31 protein-coding genes and 1 tRNA gene are annotated in these 26,611 nt (G+C 52.9%); 20 read left to right on the plus strand and 12 right to left on the minus strand.

Going from position 1 to position 26,611, the window contains the following annotated elements; genetic code table 11:
- The first annotated feature begins 830 nt into the window (after positions 1-830).
- Positions 831-1,097: a hypothetical protein gene (locus tag NXT01_RS05600; RefSeq protein WP_259078464.1), complete on the plus strand. Its 267-nt coding sequence runs from the start codon at positions 831-833 to the stop codon at positions 1,095-1,097.
- 56 nt (positions 1,098-1,153) lie between these two features.
- Here NXT01_RS05600 and NXT01_RS05605 read toward each other — a convergent pair whose 3' ends face one another.
- Positions 1,154-2,149, minus strand: coding sequence for a pseudouridine synthase (locus NXT01_RS05605; RefSeq protein WP_259078465.1), 996 nt, complete (start codon positions 2,147-2,149; stop codon positions 1,154-1,156).
- A gap of 143 nt (positions 2,150-2,292) precedes the next feature.
- On the opposite strand from NXT01_RS05605, the gene NXT01_RS05610 reads away from it, so the two are divergent.
- From NXT01_RS05610 to NXT01_RS05625, 4 genes are all read left to right on the plus strand, one after another.
- Positions 2,293-2,481 (plus strand): hypothetical protein, encoded by a 189-nt coding sequence (locus NXT01_RS05610; RefSeq protein WP_259078467.1) that lies wholly within the window; start codon positions 2,293-2,295, stop codon positions 2,479-2,481.
- A 116-nt stretch (positions 2,482-2,597) separates the two neighbouring features.
- On the plus strand, positions 2,598-3,494 hold the full coding sequence (locus NXT01_RS05615) for a universal stress protein (protein WP_259078468.1): 897 nt from the start codon (positions 2,598-2,600) through the stop codon (positions 3,492-3,494).
- Between the two features lie 139 nt (positions 3,495-3,633).
- A complete protein-coding gene (locus tag NXT01_RS05620; protein WP_259078475.1) occupies positions 3,634-3,897 on the plus strand; it encodes a GlsB/YeaQ/YmgE family stress response membrane protein in 264 nt (87 codons plus the stop codon).
- Between the two features lie 130 nt (positions 3,898-4,027).
- The gene (locus NXT01_RS05625; protein ID WP_259078477.1) at positions 4,028-4,663 is read left to right on the plus strand and encodes a TetR/AcrR family transcriptional regulator; all 636 of its coding nucleotides are present in this window, start codon (positions 4,028-4,030) and stop codon (positions 4,661-4,663) included.
- Here NXT01_RS05625 and yidC read toward each other — a convergent pair.
- Positions 4,632-5,753, minus strand: a complete 1,122-nt coding sequence (gene yidC / locus NXT01_RS05630; protein WP_259078478.1) for a membrane protein insertase YidC — start codon at positions 5,751-5,753, stop codon at positions 4,632-4,634. The genes NXT01_RS05625 and yidC overlap by 32 nt on opposite strands.
- A gap of 126 nt (positions 5,754-5,879) precedes the next feature.
- On the opposite strand from yidC, the gene NXT01_RS05635 reads away from it, so the two are divergent.
- Together NXT01_RS05635 and NXT01_RS05640 are read left to right on the plus strand one after the other, a co-directional pair.
- Positions 5,880-6,683 (plus strand): class E sortase, encoded by an 804-nt coding sequence (locus NXT01_RS05635; protein WP_259078479.1) that lies wholly within the window; start codon positions 5,880-5,882, stop codon positions 6,681-6,683.
- Between the two features lie 3 nt (positions 6,684-6,686).
- Complete coding sequence (locus NXT01_RS05640; protein ID WP_259078480.1) at positions 6,687-6,839, plus strand: hypothetical protein; 153 nt, start codon at positions 6,687-6,689, stop codon at positions 6,837-6,839.
- On the opposite strand, the gene NXT01_RS05645 is transcribed toward NXT01_RS05640, so the two are convergent.
- The gene (locus NXT01_RS05645) at positions 6,836-7,390 is read right to left on the minus strand and encodes a DUF2020 domain-containing protein (RefSeq protein WP_396124761.1); all 555 of its coding nucleotides are present in this window, start codon (positions 7,388-7,390) and stop codon (positions 6,836-6,838) included. The two genes, NXT01_RS05640 and NXT01_RS05645, sit on opposite strands and share 4 nt — an antisense overlap.
- On the opposite strand from NXT01_RS05645, the gene NXT01_RS05650 reads away from it, so the two are divergent.
- Both NXT01_RS05650 and NXT01_RS05655 read left to right on the plus strand, forming a co-directional pair.
- A complete protein-coding gene (locus NXT01_RS05650) occupies positions 7,356-8,666 on the plus strand; it encodes a histidine kinase (RefSeq protein WP_396124762.1) in 1,311 nt (436 codons plus the stop codon). The two genes, NXT01_RS05645 and NXT01_RS05650, sit on opposite strands and share 35 nt — an antisense overlap.
- Before the next feature lie 62 nt (positions 8,667-8,728).
- Positions 8,729-9,367, plus strand: coding sequence for a response regulator transcription factor (locus NXT01_RS05655; protein ID WP_259078483.1), 639 nt, complete (start codon positions 8,729-8,731; stop codon positions 9,365-9,367).
- Here NXT01_RS05655 and NXT01_RS05660 read toward each other — a convergent pair.
- The 3 genes from NXT01_RS05660 to NXT01_RS05670 form a co-directional block, all read right to left on the minus strand.
- The gene (locus tag NXT01_RS05660) at positions 9,362-9,979 is read right to left on the minus strand and encodes a serine/threonine protein phosphatase (RefSeq protein WP_259078485.1); all 618 of its coding nucleotides are present in this window, start codon (positions 9,977-9,979) and stop codon (positions 9,362-9,364) included. The two genes, NXT01_RS05655 and NXT01_RS05660, sit on opposite strands and share 6 nt — an antisense overlap.
- A gap of 23 nt (positions 9,980-10,002) precedes the next feature.
- Positions 10,003-10,329: an Lsr2 family protein gene (locus NXT01_RS05665; RefSeq protein WP_259078486.1), complete on the minus strand. Its 327-nt coding sequence runs from the start codon at positions 10,327-10,329 to the stop codon at positions 10,003-10,005.
- A gap of 464 nt (positions 10,330-10,793) precedes the next feature.
- Complete coding sequence (locus NXT01_RS05670; RefSeq protein WP_259078487.1) at positions 10,794-11,423, minus strand: DUF6474 family protein; 630 nt, start codon at positions 11,421-11,423, stop codon at positions 10,794-10,796.
- Between the two features lie 85 nt (positions 11,424-11,508).
- Here NXT01_RS05670 and NXT01_RS05675 point away from each other — a divergent pair, with 85 nt between their 5' ends.
- Positions 11,509-13,059 (plus strand): TM0106 family RecB-like putative nuclease, encoded by a 1,551-nt coding sequence (locus NXT01_RS05675; RefSeq protein ID WP_259078488.1) that lies wholly within the window; start codon positions 11,509-11,511, stop codon positions 13,057-13,059.
- Between the two features lie 6 nt (positions 13,060-13,065).
- On the opposite strand, the gene msrA is transcribed toward NXT01_RS05675, so the two are convergent.
- Positions 13,066-13,728 (minus strand): peptide-methionine (S)-S-oxide reductase MsrA, encoded by a 663-nt coding sequence (gene msrA, locus NXT01_RS05680; protein WP_259078490.1) that lies wholly within the window; start codon positions 13,726-13,728, stop codon positions 13,066-13,068.
- A 287-nt stretch (positions 13,729-14,015) separates the two neighbouring features.
- On the opposite strand from msrA, the gene NXT01_RS05685 reads away from it, so the two are divergent.
- Positions 14,016-14,615, plus strand: a complete 600-nt coding sequence (locus NXT01_RS05685) for a superoxide dismutase (protein ID WP_259078492.1) — start codon at positions 14,016-14,018, stop codon at positions 14,613-14,615.
- A gap of 434 nt (positions 14,616-15,049) precedes the next feature.
- On the opposite strand, the gene NXT01_RS05690 is transcribed toward NXT01_RS05685, so the two are convergent.
- Both NXT01_RS05690 and NXT01_RS05695 read right to left on the minus strand, forming a co-directional pair.
- A tRNA-Pro gene (locus NXT01_RS05690) sits at positions 15,050-15,123 on the minus strand.
- Between the two features lie 96 nt (positions 15,124-15,219).
- Positions 15,220-16,152, minus strand: coding sequence for a metallophosphoesterase (locus tag NXT01_RS05695; protein WP_259078493.1), 933 nt, complete (start codon positions 16,150-16,152; stop codon positions 15,220-15,222).
- Positions 16,153-16,223: 71 nt separating this feature from the next.
- Between NXT01_RS05695 and NXT01_RS05700 the strand changes: the two genes are divergently transcribed.
- On the plus strand, positions 16,224-16,685 hold the full coding sequence (locus NXT01_RS05700) for a GatB/YqeY domain-containing protein (RefSeq protein WP_259078495.1): 462 nt from the start codon (positions 16,224-16,226) through the stop codon (positions 16,683-16,685).
- 31 nt (positions 16,686-16,716) lie between these two features.
- On the opposite strand, the gene NXT01_RS05705 is transcribed toward NXT01_RS05700, so the two are convergent.
- Positions 16,717-19,101: a transglycosylase domain-containing protein gene (locus NXT01_RS05705; RefSeq protein WP_259078496.1), complete on the minus strand. Its 2,385-nt coding sequence runs from the start codon at positions 19,099-19,101 to the stop codon at positions 16,717-16,719.
- Between the two features lie 183 nt (positions 19,102-19,284).
- On the opposite strand from NXT01_RS05705, the gene NXT01_RS05710 reads away from it, so the two are divergent.
- The 4 genes from NXT01_RS05710 to NXT01_RS05725 all read left to right on the plus strand — a co-directional run bounded on the left by NXT01_RS05710 (position 19,285) and on the right by NXT01_RS05725 (position 21,229).
- The gene (locus NXT01_RS05710) at positions 19,285-19,623 is read left to right on the plus strand and encodes a WhiB family transcriptional regulator (protein WP_259078497.1); all 339 of its coding nucleotides are present in this window, start codon (positions 19,285-19,287) and stop codon (positions 19,621-19,623) included.
- A gap of 101 nt (positions 19,624-19,724) precedes the next feature.
- Positions 19,725-19,880 (plus strand): DUF4177 domain-containing protein, encoded by a 156-nt coding sequence (locus NXT01_RS05715; protein ID WP_259078499.1) that lies wholly within the window; start codon positions 19,725-19,727, stop codon positions 19,878-19,880.
- Positions 19,881-19,883: 3 nt separating this feature from the next.
- Positions 19,884-20,339 (plus strand): RidA family protein, encoded by a 456-nt coding sequence (locus NXT01_RS05720; RefSeq protein WP_259078500.1) that lies wholly within the window; start codon positions 19,884-19,886, stop codon positions 20,337-20,339.
- A gap of 59 nt (positions 20,340-20,398) precedes the next feature.
- Positions 20,399-21,229 (plus strand): MBL fold metallo-hydrolase, encoded by an 831-nt coding sequence (locus tag NXT01_RS05725; RefSeq protein WP_259078502.1) that lies wholly within the window; start codon positions 20,399-20,401, stop codon positions 21,227-21,229.
- 34 nt (positions 21,230-21,263) lie between these two features.
- Here the strand turns inward: NXT01_RS05725 and glxR are convergent, their stop codons facing one another.
- A complete protein-coding gene (gene glxR, locus NXT01_RS05730) occupies positions 21,264-21,947 on the minus strand; it encodes a CRP-like cAMP-activated global transcriptional regulator GlxR (RefSeq protein ID WP_259078503.1) in 684 nt (227 codons plus the stop codon).
- A gap of 442 nt (positions 21,948-22,389) precedes the next feature.
- Here glxR and nth point away from each other — a divergent pair, with 442 nt between their 5' ends.
- The 4 genes from nth to NXT01_RS05750 are packed head-to-tail and all read left to right on the plus strand — an operon-like array spanning position 22,390 to position 25,660.
- On the plus strand, positions 22,390-23,127 hold the full coding sequence (gene nth / locus NXT01_RS05735; protein ID WP_259078505.1) for an endonuclease III: 738 nt from the start codon (positions 22,390-22,392) through the stop codon (positions 23,125-23,127).
- 2 nt (positions 23,128-23,129) lie between these two features.
- Positions 23,130-23,684: a TlpA disulfide reductase family protein gene (locus NXT01_RS05740; RefSeq protein WP_259078506.1), complete on the plus strand. Its 555-nt coding sequence runs from the start codon at positions 23,130-23,132 to the stop codon at positions 23,682-23,684.
- Between the two features lie 6 nt (positions 23,685-23,690).
- Complete coding sequence (locus tag NXT01_RS05745) at positions 23,691-24,452, plus strand: CoA pyrophosphatase (RefSeq protein WP_259078508.1); 762 nt, start codon at positions 23,691-23,693, stop codon at positions 24,450-24,452.
- Positions 24,449-25,660, plus strand: coding sequence for a MarP family serine protease (locus NXT01_RS05750; RefSeq protein WP_259078509.1), 1,212 nt, complete (start codon positions 24,449-24,451; stop codon positions 25,658-25,660). Before NXT01_RS05745 ends, NXT01_RS05750 begins: the two co-directional genes overlap by 4 nt.
- Here the strand turns inward: NXT01_RS05750 and NXT01_RS05755 are convergent.
- Positions 25,657-26,568, minus strand: a complete 912-nt coding sequence (locus NXT01_RS05755; protein ID WP_259078511.1) for an alpha/beta fold hydrolase — start codon at positions 26,566-26,568, stop codon at positions 25,657-25,659. The two genes, NXT01_RS05750 and NXT01_RS05755, sit on opposite strands and share 4 nt — an antisense overlap.
- Positions 26,569-26,611 lie beyond the last annotated feature (43 nt).

The following is a 26,611-nucleotide window of genomic DNA, read 5'->3' on the forward strand; positions in this document are numbered from 1 at the left end:
GTGCTTGTGCGCATCCCCTCCCCCTTTTTTTGTGTGTGTGGGGTGTGTGTGGGGGTTGGGGTAGTCTGGGGTGGGTAGGCTTTGTAGTGTTTGAGGGAAGAGGAACCAAATGCAAACCACCCCAGCTTCTCCTAGGAGCTAGATCTTCAAGTTAAGGACTACTCGTTTTCTCCTCAAGCTGCTGTCTACCTCAGAACCGAATTGCTGCTCCGCCGGCACAGATTAAGTAGTACGGACGGAACTTAAGTGCCGAAGAGGCACTGGTCTAAGTGATTATTCACCCACGTGGTTCGCTAGAGTCCTAAAGCCCTAGATTGACTTGTTATCCCCGGTACTCCTTCGCCCTGGGTACTCCCTTGTAGCCGTCGGCGCTCTTTGTTATTTCTCTAGTTGCATATTATCCGCGCAGGTATCTTGTGCCCAAGCATCGTGGACGCGGTGTCGTTGGTGGAGAAAATCAGGCTCCAAGTTCGTGCGGGTGTGAATGAGTCCCTCTGATATCTGCTTTAAGAAAGGTGTCGTGCTGGCCCCCTCTGTGGCTGAGGCTCTCACTGATCAATGTGCGTGTATTCGGCTCATAAACCCACCGAGGTAAGTGGAGCAGCAATGCCTGTCGCGTACCTGGAATAGATATCTATTCACCGCTTCACCCGTGCCCCTGCGGCGGTTTTTGGGTTTTCTTACCCTGATTTGGGGTAATTTAATGCGGCTGACAGGTTTCTCCAAGGGTTTTCTCAGGTTCGCACACAAGTAGTGCTATATTCACTATGACTAAACAGTGTTTAGGCGACGACTTATCTACACTCTCCCCGAAGCCGAAAGGTACCATCGTGAAGCTTAATCAAAAGGTTATCCGTGCAGCTATTGCTGGCGCAACCTCTATTGCTATGATCACCTGCGCCACCCCTGCCGTGCATGCCCAAACCACCTCCTCGCTCGCAGCCGATTCAGCTCTTAGCATTATTCTCTATATTTTCAGCTCCGTAGTAGGATTCGGTCTCTTCTACGCCTTCTGGGGTTCCGTCTTCAACTTCGCATTAGCCCAAGGCTGGGTTCACGGGCAGCAGCCAGCCCCAGGTCTCCCTACCTTCCGCTAAATCGCGAGATTACGTGTTATAAAGGGCTTGGTCTAAGCAATCCAAGCCCTTTTTTGCTACCACACCCTCGGTGATCGAAAGCGTCGCTCTCTAGACGTGAGTGGATCGATAAAACGCAACTCCCGGGCCGTTAGATGCATAGGGACGGAGAAATCTTCCTCATCCTCGGGCAGAACCGTTGGGTACGCTGGATCGCCTAGAATAGGAATACCCGCCGCCAGCATCTGTAAACGCAGTTGATGGGTCTTTCCCGTCTGGGGACGCAATTCATAGATGGCCTGGGGAGCCAAAGTAGCTCCATGTATTTTCTTTAATTCAGCCATTCGCGCTTTATCGCACGGGGTCACAGACGAGACGGTGGTGAAGGAATTAGGCTCACCATCGAGAATGCGTCCCTGCACTATTCCGGGTGTCTTTTCCAAGTGGTGGGCCCACTGGGCGCCCGGGGGAATCTCGGTATACTCGGCCGTCGCCTCGTAAATCTTAGTGGCCGCACGGGTAGCAAAAAGGTTTTGATACGGAAAGCGCATCTCCTTCTTCTTAGTAAAAATCAGTACTCCACTTGTGTGCCGATCGAGGCGGTGAGCTGGAGCGAGATCGGGATTGCCGCAGCGGCGACGGAGTTTAACTGTTGCCGACTGGCTGATGTGACGCCCCCGTGGCATCGTAGATAAAAATGGGGGCTTATCCACGACGAGCAGATTTTCATCTTCGTCGATAATGTTGATCTCATAAGGAATCTCTTTTTCCTCTGCAGGCATGCGGTAGAACCAAATATCCTCACCAGCTTTAAGCGTGGACGACGCCGAAAGCTCTCGATCTCGAGGCCACAGACCGAGGCGAATATTCCCGCTCTGGAATTCTTTGAGTAGGTTCTCGCGGGTATCTTCCGGGTGTCGGTACCGTTGCGTGCTCTTAAGATGCCATACAAAATCGAAGGCGGTCATGCCGTGGGCGCTATCTGGTACGCGGGCGCGGGACGGATTGAGCCCATCGCGGATCTCTAAAGGGGGACGAGGCCTTTGTGCCCGAGGGCGCCTGATTGACTCCATAATATTCCATGCTACAAAGCAAGAAGGCTCAGCGGGAAAATTGGTGACCATCTCTTGGCTCGCGGTATCCTATCCATCGTGGCGTAACGTCGTTGACCCACGCCCGATAGTTTTATTGTCAGGACTATGTGAGGAGATTTTTTATGGATATGAACGCGCTCTTGGAACCATTGATGAAATTTCTAGCTACCGATATAGGCAAGATCATAGAGACGATTGTGAAAGTCTTCTATGCGGTCTTCTATCCGGCTAATGCCCCAGCGGCAACATTGGACAAAATTGATGCTGTGACCGACGCTGCCTCCACTCTCATCGATTCTGTGCGCCGCTAAAGTAGTGGCTGGGCTCACAACTGAAGGCTAGGTGTGACGAGTACACTGGAGTGTAGAAATAAGGAAACAATAAGAGCTTTGTTGTTTCAACCCAGTGCACATAGGAGAAGCGCCCCATGTCCCGAGAAAATATTGTTGTCGTCGCCGTTGATGGCTCCCCAGCCGCTGATAATGCGGTGCGCTGGGCGGCTAATACTGCTCACAAGCGGGGGGTAGCGCTGAAAATTGCAGCGAGCTACACCATGCCGCAGTTTTTGTACTCCGACGGTATCATGCCCCTACAGGAGCTCTACGATGATCTCCAACAAGAGACCATGGAGATCATCGAGCGGGCAAAATCCCTAGCTTTAGAGGTCGCACCGGATCTCCATATAGGGTACACCCTCGCGGAGGGTACCCCCATCGATATGCTGCTTGAACTCAGTGAAACCGTGACCATGATCGTGATGGGTTCACGTGGTCTTGGCGGCCTGTCGGGGATGGTAATGGGATCAGTGTCGGCAGCCGTCGTTTCTCATGCGCATTGCCCCGTCGTCGTCGTCCGTGAAGACAACGAAGTTAATGAAACAACCAAATACGGGCCGATCGTCGTGGGCGTCGATGGTTCAGATGTCTCTCAAAAAGCCGTTGAATTCGCCTTCCGTGAAGCTGCAGCCCGGGGAACGCGCATTATCGCCGTGCATACGTGGATGGATATGCAGGTCCAGGCCTCACTCGCTGGTTTGGCTGCGGCGCAGCGCGAGTGGGCGACGGTCGAGGAACGCCAGATCCAAGAAGTACAGTCAGATCTGGAGCCATTCTTAAGCACATATCCCGATGTGGCTGTGGAGATGGTCATTACTCGCGATCGCCCAGTAAGGGCGTTGGTTGACTCAGCCGAGAATGCGCAATTGCTCGTCGTAGGCTCACATGGGCGCGGTGGTTTCCGGGGCATGTTACTGGGCTCTACCTCTCGGGCGCTTTTGCAAAGTTCGCCCTGCCCCATGGTCGTTGTGCGCCCGGCGAGCTCCTAGGTTTTCGTTATCGGATCGTTGTCGTTTTTCTGCAGATTCCCCGCTATAGTGGTAAGAGGAGATTATAAGAAAAAGCTAAGAGATATCTGCGCTTTGCTCCGAATTTACGATCATATATAACCTATAAGGAGATTTATTCATGCTTGGCCTCGGTTTCTTCGGCTGGATCATCATTGGCGGACTAGCTGGCTGGATCGCTTCGAAAATAAAGGGTACTGATGCTAGCCAAGGTGTTGGCCTCAATATCGTTGTTGGTGTCGTTGGCGGCCTCCTAGGTGGTTGGATCTTGCAGCTGTTCAACTTCGATGTATCCGGTGGCGGCCTCATCTTTAGCTTTGTAACCTGCCTTCTGGGTGCTGTTATCCTGCTCAGCATCCTGCAGTTAATCATGAAGAACAAATAAAGTTCTGCAAAATAAGCGGCACTCCCTTACTGGGAGTGCCGCTTTTTGCTGCGCGAAAGAAATAGGCTTTCTATACTTAATAGACTAGTCTGTTCATTGAAAGAATCCAGATCGTCACAGAAGGAGTGTCATGGCTGCAGGGAAGAAGCAGGTCTCATCGACTGCGAAGGATCGACGCAGTCAGCGCCCCACCCCGCGGCAACGCCTCCTCGAGAGCGCCCGATCACTTTTTACCACTGAAGGCATCAGGGTTATCGGTATCGACCGTGTGCTGCGTGAAGCAGATGTGGCTAAAGCCTCGCTTTACTCACTATTCGGATCCAAAGATAATCTCGTGATCGCATATCTAAAATCCCTCGATAATGATTATCGCGAAGAGATGACTTCCTATCTAGCGGTTTATGACCTCCTCGACCGCAAAATACTTACCTTCTTTGATCAAGCCATCGATGGAGCAGAGGCGAATGAGTTCCGAGGTTCTCATTTTCATAACGCTGCCACCGAATTTCCGCGTCCTGATACTGAGGCCGAGCACGGCATCATTGAGGCGGTACGAGATCACTTCCAGTGGCGCGAGCAAACGCTGACGAGTCTTCTCAACTCCATGAACGGCTATCCCAGCAATAGCCAAGCCCAGCAGTTACTTCTGCTTCTCGACGGCGGATTGCAGGCCGCGCGGATTAGTCGCAGTACGGAGCCTTTATATCGTGCCCGTGAGGTAGCAGTGCAGTTACTTAGTGCTCCTCCTGCTGATTACGCAATCTAGCTTCCCGGCGTGCCTGGATGCGTTTGGTCTTCAGTTCTTTCCGCTTCAGCTTCCTCTCTTTGCGCGCAGCTTTTTGTTCGCGGAAATAATTATTCGCTTGGCTGAGAGCCTCAGCGTGTCTGGTGTATTTCCACGGTGCCACGATGAAGCCAACTAATGCTAATCTTCTTCTCCAGCGCATCCGGCGGCGGATACGCTGTCGTTCTAAACGTTCTTCCCTCTTAGTGTACTGATGCTGCTTAACGTCTTCTCCATAAGGCATGACCCGATAGAGGATGAGGTAGATGGTGGCATTTTGAACGAGGGTCCATAGGTTATTAGCACCCCAGTACATAGCGATAGCGGCCGGGATCGGGCCCGTGACCCCTGCCTGCAAGAGTAGCAGCGGAACCAGCGGAATAGCCCAGGCCATCCACTTTAGTAAAACCTCAGCCACCCGTGACTCATGATCCATGGCAAAGCGGTTGCGCACAGTGGAAATCGTGAGGTTGATGGAGGTAATGATACCGGCGACTAAGATGAGTGGCACGTTGAATTGGATCACCGCCTCGTATGTTGTCTCTAGTCTTTGTAATTGTTCTGAAGACATCGATATATAAGCAGGCAGCGCCACATCTCCGTAGCGGGCACTCAAAAAACTGGAAACATCATTACTCGTTAGCCATCCAATGGGCTGATGAAGCTGGGAGTCCAGCCCCTCCTTGGGTCGCGCCATTCTGAGGAGTACCTGGTAAAGGCCAATGAAGAAGGGAATCTGAATAAGCGGTGGGATGCAACCAGCGGCGTTCGTATATCCTAGCTCCTTCTGGATTTCCCTTTCGCGCCGTGCCATTTCTTTGAGTTTGGCGGGGTCCACTTCATCCTCGTATTCGGCGTGCAAGGCGACGATACGCGGGCGCATAATCGTACTAATACGACCTGATTTAAGGATGAACCACTGGGTGGGGGCGATGAGAGCACGTACCACTACAATCAACCCAAAAATTGAGAATACCCAGGCTTGGGAGTCGGTGAAACCGACGACCGTGTGGAGGAAATAATGCCAAAATTTCATCACAGCGGAAACAGGGTAGATGAATATCTCAAGCAATTGGTTATCCTTATAGTAAAGCTTAAAAACCGTGAGCCTATCCTATGCCAGCGTAGTGGGCAATCGTGTCACACTGTTAGAATGAGTGCTTGATATGGGGCTCTGATTGGAAAACGAGGCTAGAGGATGACTCATGCACAGCGGCATCACCCACGGCTAACGGCTCTTGGGGTTATCGGTGAGCTCTTTCTGACGGTCGGTATCTTGATTCTCCTCTTCGCCGTTTATGAATCGTTTTGGACCAATATCGAATCAGCTAAACTCCAGGCTGAGGCTAATACTGAGTTAAACGATACCTGGAACTCAGCGGCCGAGAGGGTCAATCCGAGGCAAAAGCTCCGCCCCGAACTGGGTACCGCCTTCGCTAAAATGCATATCCCCAGTTTCGGCTCGGATTTTTCTTTTGCCATCATCGAAGGCACCGATGATGCCTCACTTCTTGCGGGTCCCGGCCATTATGCAGATACTCAGATGCCGGGTCAACCAGGCAATTTTGCGGTTGCGGGACACCGAGTGGGTAAGGGTGCGCCGTTTAACGATCTTGGGGCCCTGCGCAGTTGCGATGCCATTGTTATTGAGACAGCTGATGCGTGGAATACCTATCGCGTCGCCCCCATGGCAGCCGATCCGGATCAGCGTCGGCAGGAGGCCGCACACTGCTTGAACCCGGAGCAAGTCGACCGCCTAGCACAGGGCGATTACCAAGATCTTCGCGGTCGCTTCATTACTGTTCCTTCAGACGTATCCACTATCGGCGCTCGCCCTGGGATCATTGGGCAAGAAGCCACGTCAGACATGGAGCCGGTTCTCACTCTCACCACCTGCCACCCGCAATTTTCCAATGCTGAGCGCATGATTGTGCACGCTATGCTCGCAGATTCCCATCCGAAGGATGGCTCCTATATCCCGCCAATTCTGGAAGGACGGTAATTAATGTACGCGTTATTGTGGGAATTGTTGCCTGGGCCTCGGTGGTTCAAATTCTTTATAGTGCTGGCGTTGCTTATCGCGGTATTTTTCCTGCTCATGAATGTTGTCTTCCCATGGATCTCGAGCCAGCTCCCGTATAACGACGTCGCGGTTTAGAGTGCGAGTTGGCGGATGACCTCCTCAGCTATGAGTTCCGCCTTCACTGATTGCGGCTGATTGGTTCTCACTACAAGGGCGATGCTTCCTTTTTGTACTGCGTAGACGGCTCCTTCGGGGCCTCCTCCACGTCCACCCGACCATCCATCGGTAGTATCCACGGGCTCGGTGTCGGCGATCGGTGCGGCGATGTCAACCACCTCAATGGCTTGGTCTACGGTGGGCATATGCCGCACCACAATACTTGCCTGAGGTTCAGGTGGGTAGGACCAATACACACATGCTGGGGTGACAAATCGTGAATCCACCCCCATCGAGGTGACCTTTTGTCCATTGGTTCGTGCTAACCATTCAGTATCGAGATAGGGGCAGGGGTCCTGAGCTTCTCGAGGTACCTCAGGGTGAGCATCGGGGGCGAGACCGTCGCTAGGAAACTCACCAGGCATCTCATTCGGCATCTCGGCCGCTTGAGTTGATAACTGGGGTTCCCTAGCCGGTTGCGCGGTACAGGCTGTGATGAATAATGCCGGAGCAAGCAGCGTTGCGAGCATTTTTGGGCCAGGTAAAGTCAAGTTCATGAAGCCTAGCTTAGAGCCCGCCCCGATACCTGCGAAAAAAACAGGGGATCTCACTAATATCCCTATCGGAGATGTGGCCACCTACGATTCTCAACCAGGTGCTGCCGCCTATCGACGTGCCATGACCGTGATCACCGCACTCTTGCTCGCCGTGGCCCTTGTCGGCGCGGCGAGACTTCATCGAGATGAGGCAGTTATCGCGGTGCTACTGTGCACGGCTTTTGGCTTTGCTTATGCACTATCCGTCACACGTGCTCATGACCGATTAAGGTGGAAACTGTTTTGGGTTAGCTTCCTTACACTCATCTGGGTAGTGATGCTGCCGGTCATTCCCGTCAGTGTATATCTGGTTTTTCCGCTTTTCTTCCTCTACCTACGGGTGCTGCCTGATTACCGGGGCATCGTTGCCGTTATTGGGGCAACAGCGGTGGCAATTTTGAGTTATCGTGCCAATCTCACCTTCGGAGCTGTGATGGGCCCGGCGGTTTCAGCGCTAGTGGTCATAGGCATTCATTTGGCTTTTCAAGCTCTCTGGCGCGGTGCTCGGGAGCGTGAAGCTCTTATCGCTGAGCTCATGGCTACCCGTAATCAGTTGGCCGAAACGGAACGGGCGGCGGGTATCGCGGAGGAGCGTCAACGCATTGCGCACGAAATTCACGACACGTTGGCACAGGGACTTTCGAGTATTCAAATGCTCTTAAATGTGGCGGAGCGAGAGGTCAAGCGTTCGTCGATCAGCCAGCACGAGCAATTAAAGCCCTTAGAATATATGCGCTTGGCGCGGCAGACCGCTGCCGATAACCTCCAAGAGGCTAGGGCTATGATCGCTGCCCTTCAGCCGGCTGCACTGAGTAAAACATCTCTTGAAGGGGCACTTAACCGAGTGGCGGAAGCGTTTGTGGGACCAGAATTTTCTATCCATATTGATGGTGAGGAGCGGCAATTACCCATGAAGGTGGAGGCGGCACTCTTGCGGATCGCGCAGGGGGCAATGGGCAATGTGGCCAAGCATGCTCACGCCACGCGATGCGCGGTGACATTAAGCTATTCCGAGGAGGAAGTGCGCCTTGATATTGTCGATGATGGCAGCGGATTTGATCCCAATGAGCTGGCTGATAGGCCTGTGGGACTCGGTCATATTGGAGTCAATGCGATGCGCCAGCGCGCTAAGGAGCTCGGAGGTTCGGTGAGCGTGGAGTCGGCACCTGGCCGCGGAACGGCGGTCAGCGTGGGGATACCGGTGAGCTAGGCTAAGATTTTTAAATCTTCTATACTAAAGGTTACCTGTCTTCTTCTTCGAAAGGCTTCAATATGATTCGCGTTCTCCTTGCCGACGATCACGAAATAGTGCGCCTCGGTCTGCGAGCCGTCTTAGAAGGAGCCGACGATATCGAAGTGATCGGTGAGGTGGCCACAGCGGAGGCTGCCATTGCTGCCGCGCAGGCTGGCGGTATCGATGTGATTCTGATGGATTTGCGCTTCGGAGCTGGTGTGGAAGGTACTCGGCTGGCAACGGGCGCCGATGCGGCCGCAGAAATCAAACGCACAATGAAGAACCCGCCACACGTATTGGTAGTAACTAATTATGATACCGACGCCGATATCTTAGGTGCCATTGAAGCGGGAGCCTTAGGCTACCTCTTAAAAGATGCCCCGCCTGAGGAATTAATCGCCGCCGTACGTTCCGCAGCAGAGGGGGATTCCACTCTTTCGCCAACGGTGGCCAATCGCCTGATGACACGAGTACGTACTCCTCGCACATCGCTGACTCCACGCGAACTGGAAGTGCTGAAATTAGTAGCTTCTGGATCCTCTAACCGCGATATTGGGCAAATCCTCTTGCTCTCGGAGGCCACGGTCAAGAGCCATCTTGTGCATATCTATGACAAATTAGGAGTGCGTTCTCGCACCTCTGCAGTAGCAGCTGCTCGTGAACAAGGCGTGCTATGAGGGGCGTATAATTCGCGCGATATCTGTCTGGGATATGGGTGCGAAGTCGGGGCAGGCTTCTACGCACACGCATATTTGGAGAGTTCCTTGAGCTGAGTAGCTTAGCGGCTCGGTGGCATGTGTATGGCCGTGGATAAGGGGTGTGCCTAAATCCTTTAGTCGCCACTGATTGAGCCGATCGGACTCTCGGCTATCAGCATCGTAGGGGAAGTGAGACAGCAGTACTGGCTGCTTCGCGATGCTCACGAGATTGCTGGTGTGAATGCTGTCGTAGACGTTGGTAAACCGTCGTTGTTCTCGGATTGAGTGCGGGCGCATAGGATGAGCGCTATCGTGATTGCCGAGCACACCGTGAAGATGGACGAGTGTTTGCTTTTTGTGCAGCATGGTATTGCGGAAGTGAGCTAGAGTTTCGAGGGCTCTATCTTCCGCAGACATGGGGCCACAGGAATGATCGCCCAAAATCCACATATTTATCTCGCGATTCGCGGGAAGTGCGGTAATCCATGCGGTGATCAGTTGCTCGTCGTGCAGGTGGGGGCTGGCAAAGCCTCGTAGCTCAGAGACGAGACTGTGACCGAAGTGGGGATCGGAGATAAAGAAGTTCTGCATATGGTGTGCTCACAGAAAAGAGCTTAAACTCCCCCGTGGGCTGCGAGATAATCGGAGATGATCTCCTGGGAGATCTTGCCCCGCTCAGCAACGTGCAGGCCGCGGGCCTGAGCCCACTCGCGAACCTTCTTGGCGTCGTATTTCGCTGTTGCGCCAGCGGGGGAACTATCTTTGCGTGCTTTAGGAATGAAGTCTGCAATACATTGCTCAAAGAGCTCGCGGTTCTTCTTAGACACGTCCATTACGTAGCTAGATCCGTCCACGCTGAAGCGAATGACATGCACTTCATTTTCGCTAAGAATCGAGCCATCGAAGTCGTCAGTTATTTGAGTAATCTCTCGGCGCGCCATGATTTCTCCTTCATAGAAAGCTGTCTAGAGCATTAGAATAAATATTTTTAATGACCACAATTACCAGTATGTCCTTGCCATTAAGAAGACAATGAACTACCCAATGAAGGTATTAACTGTAGGCCTTAAATATTTAACTATCACATGTTATATCTCTCTACGCCAACTCTAGCCGAACTTAATCATGCGGGTGGTATTCGAGAACCTACGGTTTCGATCATCGACGCATGCTCTATAATCTGGCGGCTATCAGCAGTAAAAGATTAACCCGCACATATATAAGAAATAGCGCTCACCATAGCCTCTTAAAATCCCTAAAATTTAACAGTTTATCAATACTCCCACTAAAGACCCTGCTCGATGGTGGAGAAAACTAGGAAGTAGTATTGATAGTAAAATAAAATTCCCCTCAACCCGGCGGTATGTGACCGATAAGTTAAGGGGATTTGAAGCTCGACGTGGTGCTAAACGATATTCTTTAAAAGTTCTTTATTGACTTTGTCAATATCGTTTTCAATAGAGCGGTGGGCTCGTGAGCGCGGCTCGGGAGTCATCAACTCGGCATTATGAACTGCCGCATTGAGCTCATCCAAGCGCTCGTTAATATCGTGCTGCAAGCCTGCCGGGATCTTGAACTGCTCAGCAGCTTTACGAACTTGAGCAATCTTCGCACGTAGTTCAGCACCGTGCCCGGAGAATTCCGCGAGATCTTCGACTTTTACACCCAGTTGGCGAGCGCGATTCTCGGAACTCTTGTCCCGCAATGCTACGATCCCACGGTAGATAACCGGCAAAGCAAAGGGGGCAAGCGCCCGCAATGCGGTGGCGTAGCGGAGTACCTTTTTGGCATTGAAGCGTCCCTCTTTAAGCTGGTCGAGCTTGAGCTTCGCCATCTTCTCATGATGCTTATCGCGCTTTTTTAAGGTCTTCTGCTCCATTTTGAGCAGGTTCTTCTCCTCGCGCGCAAGACGCTTGTGGAGACGCTTCTTCATCTTCGCAGAGGTCTTGACCTCGGCGCGAGCGCGCGCCTTGGCTACCTTGAGTTCAGCCTTGCGCTGTGCACGTTTTTTGAACAGGGATCTGAATAAGCCCATCGGTAATCCTTTAAATCCTCAGTGATTCTTAAAAATTCTTGTCGATTCCACACTACCTTGCTTCCTGCCTTAGGCTAGTTTAATTGTGGAGATTGCAGCGAATAAGCCCCTCTGGCGCCCCCATGATCTAGTGGGTTGCCGCTATCGGCGACGCCAAAAAACCTCCCACCCCGATTGGGAAGCCACCGCGGCTGCGAAGGCGCGAGCACTGCGTCTGGACTATGCCAGAGCCGACGTACTCGCGCTACTGCCTACCCGCCCTCAGATTGCTGATAATAAATACTTCACCCGCATCGACCTCGTAGACGATGAAGAGACCCGCTGGTTTTCAACCCTCGAGGCCCTCGCCTCTCAGGCGACCCTCATCACCGGTGCCTATCTCACCACCGTAGTGGCGGGCAGGGAATTTGGAGTGGAAGTCGATGCCCTCGTGCGCCATGGCGATGCCTATATGCCATTGATTGTGAGTAATCACCGCGTTGCTCGCAAGGCACATAATAAACTCGTCAAAACAATTGACACCCGCCGAATTGGGTTGGGTCTTCCCCATACACAAGCGTATAAATTAAAGCCGCATTCAACGGACTCCTACCAATTAGCGCTGGCTGCACGGGCTCTTGATGATCTCGGACTCGATATCGCCCGCGGTATCATCATCGGTCAGAACCGCACCTTAGGTTTTATTGTGAATACCGAGCTGTTCCAGCAAGGCCTCGACCACGCTCTCGCCCAACCGATACCGCAATCGGCGCATCGCGTTAAGGAATGTGGCGGATGTCGTTTCTGGCGGCTATGCCATACAGAATTAACGCACCGAGACGATATCTCACTAGTGTTCTCTGGCGATAAAGGACGCCGCTTTAAAGAAGCAGGTATCACCACGGTCACCGGACTCATTAACGCCCAGCCAACAAGCGTGGATGGGCAAATCGCTCAGTGCTGGCAGCGCGGTGAAGCTCTGATGAAAAAAGTGCCTGTCACATCTGCACCGCGTTTCGACGTTGAGATAGACATCGACGTCGAAGCGTACCTCGATCAGGGAGCATATCTCTGGGGTGCGTTCGACGGTGATGAATACCGCCCCTTTGTCACGTGGGAAGACCTCGGAGGGGTAGCAGAGGCCAAAAATTTTGCTCATTTCTGGCAATGGTTACAAGGCAGGCGTGAGCACGCTCAGTCGCAAGGCTTAAGTGTTGGGGTATTCTGCTATTCCCAACACGGTGAAAATCACTGGCTGCGCTCCAGTGCGACACGCTTCTATCCCGCTTATCATAAGGAAATCCCCGGGCTCCCTAGCCCAGCGGAAGTTGAGGCTTTTATCGATTCCCACGAATGGATCGACATCTTTGCCCTCGTCCGAGCCCAATTCGAGGGAACCGCAGGGCTCGGACTCAAAGTGGTGGCACCAATAACTGGCTACCACTGGCAGGTACCAGATCTTGATGGGGAGGGTTCAGTCAACCTTTACCTTGAGGCTATAGGAGTCGCTGCCTTAGCGCCCGCTTCTGATACTGCTAAGGCCGCACTGCTGAGTTATAACGGCGACGATTGTCGAGCCACCGCCGCAGTGCGTGAATTCCTCCACCGCGGCGCGCCGGGTATTCCTGGGCTACGTTTAGGGGAACTTGAAAGTTAAGACCATTTAGGACTCAAGCGAGCAGGCCACCCCAGTCGAGTGATGGGGGCAATAGCCGGAAGGATTCTTTGCGAGGTATTGCTGGTGCTCGTCCTCGGCGAAGAAGAAAGTAGCCGCTGGAGTGCTCGTTAGCGGCTTGATTTCAGTAGTAACATCCCCATATCCAGCTGCTTTTAATCGCACAGCATAGGCTTCGACAATCTCGCGGGCCCGTGCTGCCTGTTCAGGGGTGCGCGTATAAATAGCAGAACGATACTGGGTTCCCACATCATTGCCCTGGCGGAATCCTTGCGTGGGGTCGTGGGCTTCCATCGCTTTCACTATGATGTCATCGAAACTAACAACAGCGGGATCGAAAACCACCTGGACCACCTCGGTGTGGTTCGTTCTCCCTGTGCATACCTCCCGGTAAGTGGGGTGAGTGCTCACACCGCCGGCGTAGCCTACCGCGGTTGATACCACGCCAGGGGTTTCCCAAAATAATTTTTCTGCACCCCAGAAGCACCCCAGTGCCACATAGACAACCTCTTGAGTATCCTGCCATGTGCCCGTAATTGGGGTATGCAGAACATAGTGTTGTTTGGGATTCGGTAGAACGGGGTGATTGCCACCCTTTAAGGCCGTCTCTTCTGCGACGAGGGACTGTGGCTTAGAAAAAAGAAAACCCATAGTGATACTCCTTGTGACTTCATATTTGGCGAAAGCTTCGATGGAGGGTACCCGAGCTGTTGGCAGCGGCATCTGATTGAGGTTAATCCTAGCGGTAATTGAACAAGCGACGTGCAGGGGGCAGATAGGGGCACGGAGCTGAGGATAAGTCCACCCTTAGAAGCGCAGGTTATGCGGAGATAACTTATTAAGCTATTGCGCAAATTTAATTTTTGCCTATCATTGAGCATAAGAGTTGCGAAGCTCACACTAAGAAATTAACCCCCTATGAAAGGATCCCATTTCACATGGCACAGTACACCCTTCCCGAACTAGATTACGCCTACGACGCTCTCGAGCCTCATATCAGCGCCGAGATTATGGAATTGCACCACTCCAAGCACCATGCTGGTTATGTAGCTGGTGCCAATGCGGCGCTAGAGAAGATGGAGGCCGCTCGCGAGAATGGCACCATTGATTCTGTAGTAACCGGCCTGTCGAAGGATCTTGCCTTCCACCTCGGCGGCCACACTAACCACTGCCTCTTCTGGAAGAACCTGTCCCCCAATGGTGGTGGCACTCCTAGTGGTAAAGTTGCTGAGCTCATCGACCGCGACTTTGGTTCTTTCGATAAATTCAAGGCTCATTTTGCTGCTGTGGCTCTTGGCATCCAGGGCTCTGGCTGGGCTGTGCTTGCTTATGACCGCATCGGTGACCGCCTGATTGTGGAACAGATTGAGGATCACCAGAATAATTACCCGCACCAAGCTGCTCCTTTATTACTTCTTGATATGTGGGAGCACTCCTTCTATCTGCAGTACAAGAATGTAAAGGCCGACTACGTTAAGGCCGCATGGAATGTATATAACTGGGACGAAGTAAATGCTCGCTTGGAAGCTGCCCTATAGGAAGCCACTGAACTTAGGTGACCTAAGTAGCAAGCAGTAGGCAATTAAACCCCTGCTAGCTAACCCCATTGAACGAATAAGTGTGGGTTTGCTAGCAGGGGTTTTGTCTATCTATGGATAAGGATTAAAGATTCTTCTGAGAAACGCCCCTGATAGATTCTCTTCCCGCTTGAGAGTAGCCCTGGTGGCGGATCGCTAAAAGGTTGAACTGTGATGAGCCTCGTTGATCGCTGTCGCATCTTAATATGAGTTTCAATAGGTGCGGGAAGTACCATTCGCGGCAATCTAGGAGCGTCACCGAGTGAAGAGGATACGTATTCCATCCGTAGTTCGCCCGGTCGATATCGGGGCCGTTGCAGTTGAGAGATGACAACGTAATTCTGCCAAAGATACATAAAAACTAAACCCCCTTGTACAGCAAGGGGGTTTAATCGTCGGGATAACAAGATTTGAACTTGCGACCCCTTCGTCCCGAACGAAGTGCGCTACCAAGCTGCGCTATATCCCGGTGGCGTGTCGATAACTACCGAACAACCATCAACAGATGTTAGTCCTCTTATAGCGACATTTCAAGCGCCCTATTTTAGAAGATAGAAACGGTAACCTAGCTCGACTTTTCGGTAATTTTTAGCAGAGTAGCTGAGGGGCGACAGAAGAGACGTATAGGGGCAAATTTGCTAGTTCCTAGACCCTTGGACACATACATCGCCATGTGTTTAAACTGGTGCAAACCTTTGGCCCGCGCTCGATCAATACCGCAATTAGTTACCAAGCTTATAGATCCAGGCAAGCAAATTTGTCCGCCGTGAGTGTGCCCAGAAAGGGAAAGCTGGTAACCGTCAGCAGCAAAACGGGCGAGTACCCGCGGCTCGGGACAATGCACTAAGGCAAGACTCATATCGGCCTGAGGATTAGGCGCTCCCGCGATGCTCTCATAGTCGTCTAAATCGTGGTGAGGGTCGTCGACCCCAGAGGCCGCTACTTTGAGGCCGCTAACCTTAAATTCGTGCCTTTGATGTGTGGCATCTCGCCAACCATGCTCTAAAAATACTGCGCGCATATCTTTCCACGGTAGTTCTACACGTGATACTTTTCGCTTCCTGCCAACCAGATAAAGAAAAGGATTGACTGGCTTGGGTCCAAAGTAATCATTGGATCCAAAGACGAAGAGTCCGGGAAAAGCGAACAAAGGTTGAATAGCGGCAAGCAGGCTCGGGATTGCATGGAGATCGGAGAGATTATCGCCAGTGTTGACCACTAGATCGGGCTTGAGTCGCGCCAGATCTGCAATCCACTCCTGCTTCTTCTTTTGCCCTGGCACCATATGAATATCCGAGATGTGCAAAATTCTAAAAGCTTCACGTGATCTAAGGGTGCCGGGCGAAAGGAGTGGTACCTCGACTTCTTCGAGTTCGAAGCGTTCACACTCTTTATAGCCCCACCAGAGTGCTGCGGTACCAGCTATAGCTCCCAGACTACCGATTTTCAGAAGCTGAGATGCCCAACGCGGGCATGAAGATGTGAAATCCTTGTTCATCCTTTAGACCTTACCTGCTTCAGCGCACAGGTAGCTCTATGAGGATGCGATCCGAGTAGAATGGAGACACTATGAGTGAACTGAAGCTAAAAATTCGAGACGATATCAAAGTTGCTATGAAGGCGCGAGAAAAAGAGCGCACCGGAGCTCTCAGAATGCTGCTCGCTGCCATACAGGTTGAAGAAACCTCTGGCACAAAGCACGAATTGAAAGACCAAGAAATTCTCAAGGTAATAGCACGTGAAATTAAAAAACGGAAGGAGTCTGCTGAAGTCTATGCCGCCAATGGGCGTCAAGAATTGGCCGATCAGGAGCTCCTTGAGGCCGCTGTCCTCAACGAGTACCTCCCGCAGCAGCTTTCTGATGATGAAATCCAAGCCCTAGTAGCCCAAACCATCGAAGAGCTACACGGCGAAGGACTTGAGATCAATATGAAGAGCATGGGTCAGATTATGAAGGTCGTTACCGAACGAGCCGCCGGCATTGCGGACGGCAAACGCTTATCCACCGCGGTCCGAGCTGCGTTGCAGTAACAAGGAGTGGGGCCGATAACGGCCCCACTTTTTATGGCGATTGCAGAAGATCGCGAATCTGGTTGGTTAATTCCTCCACGTCCGAACGAAATTGATCTTCTTCATTAAAGGCGGTTCTTGGTTGCGGTTGAGTCTGATTAACCGCTGGTGGTGGGGGAGGGGCAGAACCATCCGAAACGAAGAGAATGATAGTACTCCCTTTCTTGAGTGGGAGATCGGCACTGGCGCGGACGATCGTTCCCTTCTCGGCACCGTTGCCGGCCACGATCTGTTGTAATACGTTGAATTTCCTGGCCACCAGTTCTCTTTTAACATCGCCGTATTTGCGACCAATATATTCCTGACCGAAGGTGGCTGAGGTACCAGCATTGAACCGCGGATTATATTCCGGTAACCCTCCCTCGAAGGCATTGAGGCGAGAAGCTGCCGCAAACCAGGTGCGTGCAGGTTCAGAACCGCCAAAGAGATTGCCGTCGGGGCACTGACGCACTGGTACGGTGCACAATGGTGTAATCGTGGTGCCATCGTTGTAGATATAAGGAGCTGCAGCAAAGCGGTCGTTATATCCTAGAAAAGCCGCCGATTGATGGGACTCGGTCGTTCCTGTTTTGGCCGCAATAGGAGCATTCCAGCCTGCGCCCCGCGCAGCATCAGCTGCCGTGCCCTTCGTAGCATCAAGACTTAAGCCAGCGCTTAAGGCCTTGGCCACTTCGGGGGCAAGGGCTTCGTCACACGCGGGTTTATCAATAAATACCTCGCGCCCGAAGCGATCGAGTACACGATTAACCGGTGTGGGTTCACACCACACTCCTTCGGAGGCGAGCGTTGCTGCCACATTTGACAGTTCAAGAGGGTTTACTGCTACCGGCCCAAGCGTGAATGATCCTAGATTATGATCTTTCATATAATCAGCGATGGAGTTATCAACATCGAAGGTCTGGGGCTGGGTATATGAACGGAGACCTAATTTTACGGCCATGTCCACTACCTCAGGCACGCCCACATCCTCGATAAGGCTCACAAAGGTGGTATTGGGCGACTGCGCTAAGGTATCGCGCAGGCTCATGGTGGGGGCATAGACGCCGGCATTTTCCACACAGTATTTGCCTGGTGGACAGTTCTTTGCTCCCCCTTCGCCCATGCCGGACACCTCTATACGTGGGGGAACGTCGAGCTGGGTATCGAGGCCATAGCCCTGTTCGAGAGCGACGGCGGCGGTGAAGAGCTTAAAGACCGACCCGGCGCCGCTACCTACTAAGGTGGCGGGCTGATTGAGAACAGTCTGACCAGCTTCGAGATCGAGACCATAATCGCGGGAGGAGGTCATCGCGAGGATGCGCCTTGACTCCTTGCCGGGCTCGACCAGATTAAGAACTTCGGAGACTCCAGGCTCACGCGGGTTGACGTGTTGAACAACGGCTTCGTGGGCAATATTTTGGGCCACTGGATCTAGGGTCGTTTCGATGGTATACGAGCCCTTGTGTAGATCATCGAGGCTAAGCCCCTTATCGCTCAGGTAGTTGAGAACTTCATCGCAGAAGAAACCGCGATCTCCAGTAGTGATGCAGCCATTAGGCAGGCCGCGGGGAACCTCTAAAATTCCCAGGGGTTCAGCTTTAAAGGCATCAGCTTCTGCAGTAGAAATTGTGCCCACATCGACCATTGCGTCGAGAACGGTATTACGGCGGGCGATCGTGGCCTCAGCATTGGTATAGGGGTTAAGGTAGCTTGTGGACTGCACCATACCGGCGAGCATGGCCGATTGTGGGATGGTGAGCTCTGCGGCAGGGATTCCGAAATAGGTTTGAGCCGCAGCCTCGATTCCAAAGGCCTCGTTACCGAAGGGGATAACGTTGAGGTAACGGGAGAGAATCTCGTCTTTATTCAAAACTTTTTCAATTCCAGAAGCCATGCGCATCTCGCGCAATTTTCTGGGGATCGAAGTCTCGACAGCAGCAGCTTTTTCGTCACTAGTAGAGGCGCGAACATAGAGCAGATAGTTTTTTACATACTGCTGGTCAATAGTTGAGGCTCCCTGTTCCACCCCACCAGCGAGGAGATTTCGCACCACCGCGCGGAAATTTCCCTGGATATCGACGCCATTATGTTCGTAGAAGCGGCGATCTTCGATGGCCACGATCGCGTCCTTCATGGACTGGGCAATACGGTCAGGTGGAACTTCGAAGCGACGCTGGGCATAAAACCATGCGAAGGGATGACCATCTTTGTCGAGCATTGTGGTCACCCCTGGGGTCTCAGTTGAGTTGAGATCCTGAATATTCGACTGCATGACGTCGTTGGTGCGCTGGATGGCGAGGGCGCTCATAGCAGCGAGAGGGGAGAGCGCAACGGCTCCCACCACACCAGCTGCGAGCGTGGCGCCAATGAATTGGTTCACAGATTTCCAGAGGGACACATCCCCTACATTACCGAGGACGGTGTGAAAGTGGGAATAATCAGACCCCCTTAATGTGTGACTCGTTCGACATTCACTAGGTTGTGTGAATAGACTTACACATGACCAACGGATCAGTATAGACCGAAATGCCGGTCAATTTGACCAGTTTCTCAATAAGTTTCCCTCAGGAGGACAACCAAGATGACAACATCTCTGGCGAACCCACAGAACAATGCGCTCCTGGACCCCAGTGGACTCGGTTCTATCGACCGTGGCGATTGGGTAATGCACGCAAATTGCCGGAATGAAGATCCTGACGCCCTCTTTGTCCGTGGAGCAGCACAACGCCGTGCTGCGGCGATCTGTAGGCAGTGTCCAGTGCTCCTCCAATGCCGTGTGGATGCCCTCGATAACCGCGTGGAATTCGGGGTATGGGGAGGCTTGACTGAACGACAGCGCCGCGCACTTTTGCGCAAGAACCCCGACATCACCTCATGGGCTGATTATATTGCCAATGGCGGCGAACTCCACGGTATTTAAAATCATCAAGTTGCAAAAGGGCGCACTCATTGCAGTGAGCCCTTCAGTTTTTCTCAGTTTTACGCGAGCTATCTAGTCTCAGCTAGTTTAAGGTGGAAGTTATGAAGAAATGGGAATACGCAACCGTACCGCTATTAGTACACGCCACCAAGCAAATCCTCGACAGCTGGGGTGAAGACGGCTGGGAGCTGGTCACCGTCGTGCCAGGGATGAATCCAGAAAATGTAGTCGCCTATCTGAAGCGCGAGGTCGTTTAGCCGATGCGGGTCAGCGAAAAACTCGCGGAGCTCGGATTAAGCCTACCAGCGGTAGTTCCCCCGCTAGCCTCCTATGTGCCGGCGGTTCAGGTAGGTAATCAGGTGTGGACCGCCGGACAACTTCCAATGGTCGATGGGGTCTTACCAAGAACTGGAAAGGTCGGAGCTGACCTTAGCGTTGACGAAGCCTATGAATTGGCGCGGACTAGTGCTTTAAATGCTCTCTCAGCCGCCGACGCTCTAGTTGGAATCGACCGTATTCGCCGTGTCTTTAAAGTGGTGGGATTTGTTTCCTCCGCGCCGGGATTTGCCGATCAGGCGTTGGTCATTAACGGTGCCTCGCATATGATCGGCGATATTTTTGGTGATCAAGGTATCCACGCACGCTCCGCCGTCGGGGTATCAGACCTACCACTTAATTCGCCAGTGGAAGTAGAGCTCTATCTCGAGCTCGACTAGCAGACAAATTGGCTATATTTCTCCTTACCATCCCCAGCGATCGGCTAAGCTAAGAAACCATGAAGCATCCTGCTTATAGCCAATTGCGGCCCGTTACCCCGTCTGCAGCCGTCGTGCTGTGTATGAATCCCGGTTATGCCTCTTTAGAGGGAACCAATTCGTGGGTTATCCGCGCTGAAGATGATCCGGTAAGTATTGTGATCGATCCTGGCCCTGAGGATGAGGGTCACCTTAATGTTCTTAATACCAAGGCGCATAAAGTGGGTCTCATTTTACTTACGCACCGTCACCACGATCACGCCGATGGGGCGCATCGTTTTCGGCAGCTCACTGGTGCTCCGGTAAGAGCCTTTGAAAAGGCTTACTGTCATCACGGCGAGGCGCTTGTAGATGGTGAGATCATCACTTTAGATGGATTGAGCCCACATATTGAAGTGGTGCATACCCCAGGTCATACCGGTGATTCCGTGAGCTTCTTTATTTGGTCAGGTACCCCGCATGAGTCCACCTTAGAAGGTGTCATTACCGGCGACACTATCGCGGGCCGCCACACCACGATGATCTCTGAAACTGACGGAGATCTCGGTGATTATTTTAAGACCCTACACTTATTAGAAGATCGTGGTAAGGGTGTCCATCTCCTCCCCGGTCATGGGCCTGATGGAGAGGATCTTTCCAAATATGCCGCTTGGTATCTTAGCCGCCGGGAACAGCGACTTGATCAGATCCGCGAAGCTTTAGATAAAAACGGTCACGATATCGGCCTAAAACAGCTCGTCGATGAAATCTATGACAAAGTCGATCCTGTTTTACGTGGGGCGGCAGAGCAAACGACGCGGGTAGCACTGCGATATCTTGAGCGCACCGGGGAGTATCATCCGAATATCTAGAAAAATCCCAACCTCACAAGAGGTTGGGATTTTTCTACCGAGAACGTTTAGCTAAATGCTCAGTATCGACAATCAGCACCGACTTGCCCTCGAGACGAATCCACCCGCGGTGGGCGAAGGTGGCGAGCGCCTTATTGACTGTTTCGCGGGAGGCTCCCACAAGCTGGGCAATCTCTTCTTGGGTGAGATCATGGTTAACGCGCAGTGCGCCACCTTCTTGGGTGCCAAAGCGATTAGCCAACTGCAATAAAGTCTTGGCCACACGCCCCGGTACGTCAGTGAAGATGAGATCCGCAAGGGCCGAGTTGGTGCGACGCAAGCGGCGGGCAAGAACGCGCAGGAGCTGCTCCGAGATTTCGGGGTGGTCTGCGATCCACTGGCGAAGTACCTCGGAATTCATCGTTGCCGCGTGGACCTCGGTCACGCATACTGCTGAGGAGGTACGAGGGCCGGGATCGAAGATAGAAAGCTCTCCGAACATATCGGATGGTCCCATAATCGTAAGAAGATTCTCGCGACCATCTGGGGCGTGCCGAGCTAGCTTCACCTTGCCGGCAGTGATGATATAGAGCCGGTCTCCAGGCTCGCCTTCCTCAAAGATGGTAGTACCGCGGGGGAACCGGACGGATTCAAGGTCCCCAATCAAGTTGGCCACCGCCACTGGGTCTACTCCTTGGAAAATTCCGGCTCGGGACAGGATGTCTTGAACGCCTTCCACCTGAAACGTACTCCTCTTTAGTTCGTGTGAGTCTGGACAATCTTAGGTGCGTTGCTGGGAAACTCCGCAGGGAGATTGCTGACAAATGAAGCTGGCCTAATCGTTGAATTCTATGGGTATCATTAGTTATCCTACTATGGAATACGTCACTATCACACCTCGGAAACGGGAAACTTAACTCGCCCTGTGTTGTGGGGGTAGTTAGCGGGGGGCAGCGGTCATTTCTTATATCGTTTTCCCTTTTGCGAGCTAAAAGCACATTTTCTAGTAGTCCATAGAAAATACTCGCGGCCTGGAACTCACGAAGTGCCACAAGGAGCTGCGCGCCAATCGCTCTTGGGTGCCCCCGATGACTCCTGAATAGAAGATAAGAAAGCCTTAAAATAGGTTTGGGTGGTGGTCCTCGACTTTATAGGGAACGCTCTCAATTAGGCTAGAGCATATGAAAACTACCCCGCTGGCGAAAAAACGGCGCGCTCGAGCGCTTCATAGGGAACTCGCGCGCGGCTACCCCGATGCTTACTGTGAATTAGATTTCGACACCCCGCTCGAATTACTCATAGCTACTGTCTTGTCCGCTCAGTGCACGGATAAACGGGTTAACGCAGTAACCCCTGCGCTCTTTCGGCGCTACCCTCATGCTATCGATTATGCTCAAGCGGCCGAGGTGGAACTCCAAGAGATCATAAGACCCACTGGTTTTTACACGGTCAAAGCGCGCCATCTTAAAGAAATAGGCCAGGTGCTCGTCTCTGAGTTTGAGGGCGAAGTACCCCGGGATTTAGCCGATCTAGTGACGCTTCCCGGCGTAGGGCGTAAGACAGCCCATGTCGTACGTGGCAATGCTTTCGGTCTCCCAGGCTTAACCGTAGACACCCACTTCGGACGTCTAGTGCGCCGGTTTAAGCTCACGGCCGAGACCCGCCCCGAGAAAGTCGAGGCAGAAATAGCCGGCTATATACCGGAGCCGGAATGGACGCTTTTTAGCCACCGCATCATCTTCCACGGTCGCAGAATCTGCCATAGCCGTAGGCCAGCATGTGGCGCCTGTTATCTTATAAAACTTTGTCCCAGCTCTGGTGAGGGGGAGATGAACCCCGCTGTAGCCGAAGACTTGGTTAAAGCCATCCCCAGTGAAAAAGAGCATCTTCTAGCCCTACGCGCAGAAATGGAGGTGTAAAGGTGCGTAGTGCTCTGGCGTTTTCGGCCCTCATCTTTACTGTGGCCTTGGGCTTCCTTGGCTGGCAGCTGACTAGTGCACCCCCTGATACCCCAGCTCATAGGCCGCAGTCCAGTAAACCCATGTGCCCGCCAGCACAGGTAGGTGGCATTGAACTCCCCTGCCTTCATGGACAGGTGGGCCAGGAAAACTCCGACCAGATTACCGTGGTCAATATCTGGGCCTTCTGGTGTGCCCCATGCCGCAAGGAATTACCTTATTTCGACACTCTCGCTCACCAACACCCGCAGTGGCGTGTGATGAGTGTCCACGCAGATCCCAACTCAGCAGCGGGAGCGAAATTTATCGACGAATTGGGTCTAGAGCTTCCCACGCTCAGCGATACCCAGGGCGTATTTGCCGCTGAATTAGGCCTTCCCAAGGTAGTTCCGATTACGCTGGTATTTTCAGGGACTCAGCGCATAGCGATATTTCCGCAGGTCTTTGATTCTCAGCAAGATCTTGACTCGGCTATCTCTGCCGTCGTCAAAGAGGTTGAGAGAGAAAAAGTTGCTTAACATCGTATGAATAATCGTATGAATAGGGGAATGGTGGACGAATATCAGGCGCCCAAATTCGAATCTTGGCCTGGCCCTAGATGGTTGGCACCGGTGACTAAAGCTGCCCGCAGCGGGCAGCTGCGCCAACAGTTTCACGAAGATGTGGCCCAACGTGCCCCGATAGACGATAGCAAGGCCGCCTCCGTGCTCATGCTGGTGACAGGAGCAGAGACTGGCTCCCGGCTCCCTGATGACGCGGCAGTTTTATTAACTCATCGTTCCCCCACCATGCGCCAGCACTCGGGGCAGATCGCATTTCCGGGTGGACGCATCGATCCGGAGGATTCCCATGCTCTGGCCGCTGCATTAAGAGAGGCTCGTGAGGAGGTGGGGCTTGACGCAGCAGCGGTCACACCCTTGGCTGATATCGGCCGCACCTTTATTGGGGCAACGGGTGCCCCCGTTCATACTATTCTTGCCTACGCCCCCACGCCTCCAGACGTCACAGTGGCAAGCCCCGTCGAAGTCGATGAGGTTTTTATGGTGCCCTTCAAGGAACTGATTGATCCCTGCAACCGCCTCCACTTAGCCGGTGAAAAGTGGCGAGGGCCGGCATTTCGCATTCGTGACTATATAATATGGGGGTTCACAGCCCAGATCCTGCACCTCGTTATCCATCGTGCAGGGTGGGAGCGGCCGTGGGATCACTCCCATACCTTGGATCTCAAGGCCGCCCTGCGGGCCTCAAGAAACAGCGAAATATCTCAGCAGTATAAGGAAGCATGAACTACTTAGCTGACCCCGCACCGGGTTTCTATGCCGACGCCACGATCGTAGTGGTGCTCATCATTGCTCTCTACACTGGCTGGCGTCAAGGAGCATTCGCCTCCATCCTCTCGACCGTCGGGGTTGTCGCTGGCCTCATCTGCGGAGTAGCACTGGCCCCCTTTGCCATGCAATTAACCGACCATGTGGCTTTGCGCTTTCTCCTCGCCCTAGCAACAATGGCCATGCTGGTAGGTATTGGTAATCTCACCGGTGGGGTACTGGGAACACGATTGCGATCCCATATGCGCTGGCGCAGCTCTTTAAGGCTCGATTCAGGGATCGGCGCCATCTTTCAAGCCTTCACTGTCTTAATCGTTACCTGGTTGGTCGCCATTCCTCTGGTGACGGCATTGCCCGGCAATATAGCCCACCAGGTACGTAACTCCAAGATTTTGAGCGCGGTGGACCACCGGGCCCCGCAGCAATTGGCCATGCTGCCTTCTAAAGTGTCCGCCATGCTCTCGGAATCGGGCCTGCCACCTTTAGTATCGCCCTTTCTCAATCCCGATAACGTCACGGTGGAGGCCCCAGCTCTTCTGGTGGAAGATACTGCTCTTGTGGAGGCCCTGCGCCCCAGCGTGGTCCATCTTTCTTCCACCGCCGATTCCTGCGCTCGACGGCTCATGGGCTCGGGTTTCGTAGTCGATAGTAATCACGTGATCACGAATGCCCATGTTGTTGCAGGTGCTAATAGCGTCAATCTCGATACGCTTGTGGGTACGTACCCAGCCACGGTGGTCTACTATAACCCCCAACTCGATATCGCGGTTCTAGAATCCCCAGATATGAATATTGAGCCGTTGAAATGGGCTGAAGAGAGCGCTTTAAGTGGCGACGATGCCATCTCCATGGGCTTTCCTGAGTCCGGCCCCTTCGAGGCAGCCCCTGCGCGCGTAAATAATCGCTTAACTATAACGGGATTCGATATCTATGCTGACCAGCGCGTGGAACGCGAAGCCTATACGGTGCGAGGATCCATTCGCCAAGGTTATTCCGGAGGGCCGATGATTAATACGCGCGGCGAGGTTATCGGGGTGATCTTTGGCGCTAGCTCAGACGAATCCGATATTGGCTACGTTCTCAGTGCTCGGGAAGTGCGCGAGGCTGTTGGCGATCTCAGCGTACTTAGTACCCCAGTAGGTACAGGAGAATGCGTTTTACGTTAGCTCAGTCCGCGAATAAATCTCACTACGGTATTTACAAAATCATCAGGGTTTTCTATATGTGGGCGGTACTTGGTGTGGGGGATCCGAACCGTGCGGATAGCACCGAGGGTGCGCTCTCGGGCCGCTCTTTCTAGTACCCGCTGCTGGCGTGAGGGTTTTTCCCCCGGCAGGAAGAGAACAGGGCATGTAATAGTGCGGTCCGCCCACGCGAGCGGAGTAGATACTACTGATAAACGTGACGACCTCACCACGGCCGGCAAGGTATTACTGATGGCGAGCGCGGTCGAGCGGCGCGTCAGATTGCGCATAAAACCAGGAGAAGAGTGAAATTCCTTCACGGTTGTGCGCTTCAGATCATGGGCTGTGATTCGAGGCAGCAAGAAAGACAATCTCTTAAGCACTCCTGAGGGAAGGGCGAGAAAGACTTTAAAGGCGATGAGGTTTAAAAAAAGCCAGGGGTAGCGGATAACGGAGCGCCGCATATCGGTGGGATGGATAAAACCGCAGCTGCTAATCGATTCGACCCTTTTGGGCTCATAGGTGGCAAGTGCCCAAGCTAGGGTGGCGCCGATACCCACTCCCACCAGATGGGCGGAGTTATGGCCTAAGGTTTGGATGGCACCATTAAGATCCCCGCACAGGGTTCTCAGGTCATGGCCGTGAGGCGGCTTATCTGACATTCCGTAGCCGCGCAGGTCGAGAGCGGCAACATGAAATCCCGCTTCATGAAGGAGGGGTATCACCTCAGCGAAGTCGATCCAACAGCTAAAAGAATCATGGATCAAGATAATTAGAGGTGAGCTAGCCTCTCCAGCGCAGGCCGCATGGAGCCGCGTCCCACGCGTATAAAGATCGTGATGGGTAAACGGGCCGTGAAGAGCCACCGTGCTGGGACTTGCTGCGCGCATCCTTGAAGAAAGTCTTTCTATGAGTAAAAAATTTATCAGCCCT

The sequence above is a fragment of the Corynebacterium sp. ES2775-CONJ genome, assembly GCF_024814515.1.
Classification (GTDB): domain Bacteria; phylum Actinomycetota; class Actinomycetes; order Mycobacteriales; family Mycobacteriaceae; genus Corynebacterium.

Excerpts from the sequence above, each read along its gene's own strand:
- NXT01_RS05605 (WP_259078465.1), bottom strand. The coding sequence starts at position 2,149 with ATGGAGTCAATCAGGCGCCCTCGGGCACAAAGGCCTCGTCCCCCTTTA.
- NXT01_RS05610 (WP_259078467.1), top strand. The coding sequence starts at position 2,293 with ATGGATATGAACGCGCTCTTGGAACCATTGATGAAATTTCTAGCTACC.
- NXT01_RS05615 (WP_259078468.1), top strand. The coding sequence starts at position 2,598 with ATGTCCCGAGAAAATATTGTTGTCGTCGCCGTTGATGGCTCCCCAGCC.
- NXT01_RS05620 (WP_259078475.1), top strand. The coding sequence starts at position 3,634 with ATGCTTGGCCTCGGTTTCTTCGGCTGGATCATCATTGGCGGACTAGCT.
- NXT01_RS05625 (WP_259078477.1), top strand. The coding sequence starts at position 4,028 with ATGGCTGCAGGGAAGAAGCAGGTCTCATCGACTGCGAAGGATCGACGC.
- NXT01_RS05635 (WP_259078479.1), top strand. The coding sequence starts at position 5,880 with ATGACTCATGCACAGCGGCATCACCCACGGCTAACGGCTCTTGGGGTT.
- NXT01_RS05640 (WP_259078480.1), top strand. The coding sequence starts at position 6,687 with ATGTACGCGTTATTGTGGGAATTGTTGCCTGGGCCTCGGTGGTTCAAA.
- NXT01_RS05650 (WP_396124762.1), top strand. The coding sequence starts at position 7,356 with ATGAATAATGCCGGAGCAAGCAGCGTTGCGAGCATTTTTGGGCCAGGT.
- NXT01_RS05645 (WP_396124761.1), bottom strand. The coding sequence starts at position 7,390 with ATGCTCGCAACGCTGCTTGCTCCGGCATTATTCATCACAGCCTGTACC.
- NXT01_RS05655 (WP_259078483.1), top strand. The coding sequence starts at position 8,729 with ATGATTCGCGTTCTCCTTGCCGACGATCACGAAATAGTGCGCCTCGGT.
- NXT01_RS05660 (WP_259078485.1), bottom strand. The coding sequence starts at position 9,979 with ATGCAGAACTTCTTTATCTCCGATCCCCACTTCGGTCACAGTCTCGTC.
- NXT01_RS05665 (WP_259078486.1), bottom strand. The coding sequence starts at position 10,329 with ATGGCGCGCCGAGAGATTACTCAAATAACTGACGACTTCGATGGCTCG.
- NXT01_RS05670 (WP_259078487.1), bottom strand. The coding sequence starts at position 11,423 with ATGGGCTTATTCAGATCCCTGTTCAAAAAACGTGCACAGCGCAAGGCT.
- msrA (WP_259078490.1), bottom strand. The coding sequence starts at position 13,728 with ATGGGTTTTCTTTTTTCTAAGCCACAGTCCCTCGTCGCAGAAGAGACG.
- NXT01_RS05685 (WP_259078492.1), top strand. The coding sequence starts at position 14,016 with ATGGCACAGTACACCCTTCCCGAACTAGATTACGCCTACGACGCTCTC.
- NXT01_RS05695 (WP_259078493.1), bottom strand. The coding sequence starts at position 16,152 with ATGAACAAGGATTTCACATCTTCATGCCCGCGTTGGGCATCTCAGCTT.
- NXT01_RS05700 (WP_259078495.1), top strand. The coding sequence starts at position 16,224 with ATGAGTGAACTGAAGCTAAAAATTCGAGACGATATCAAAGTTGCTATG.
- NXT01_RS05710 (WP_259078497.1), top strand. The coding sequence starts at position 19,285 with ATGACAACATCTCTGGCGAACCCACAGAACAATGCGCTCCTGGACCCC.
- NXT01_RS05715 (WP_259078499.1), top strand. The coding sequence starts at position 19,725 with ATGAAGAAATGGGAATACGCAACCGTACCGCTATTAGTACACGCCACC.
- NXT01_RS05720 (WP_259078500.1), top strand. The coding sequence starts at position 19,884 with ATGCGGGTCAGCGAAAAACTCGCGGAGCTCGGATTAAGCCTACCAGCG.
- NXT01_RS05725 (WP_259078502.1), top strand. The coding sequence starts at position 20,399 with ATGAAGCATCCTGCTTATAGCCAATTGCGGCCCGTTACCCCGTCTGCA.
- nth (WP_259078505.1), top strand. The coding sequence starts at position 22,390 with ATGAAAACTACCCCGCTGGCGAAAAAACGGCGCGCTCGAGCGCTTCAT.
- NXT01_RS05745 (WP_259078508.1), top strand. The coding sequence starts at position 23,691 with ATGAATAATCGTATGAATAGGGGAATGGTGGACGAATATCAGGCGCCC.
- NXT01_RS05750 (WP_259078509.1), top strand. The coding sequence starts at position 24,449 with ATGAACTACTTAGCTGACCCCGCACCGGGTTTCTATGCCGACGCCACG.
- NXT01_RS05755 (WP_259078511.1), bottom strand. The coding sequence starts at position 26,568 with ATGCGCGCAGCAAGTCCCAGCACGGTGGCTCTTCACGGCCCGTTTACC.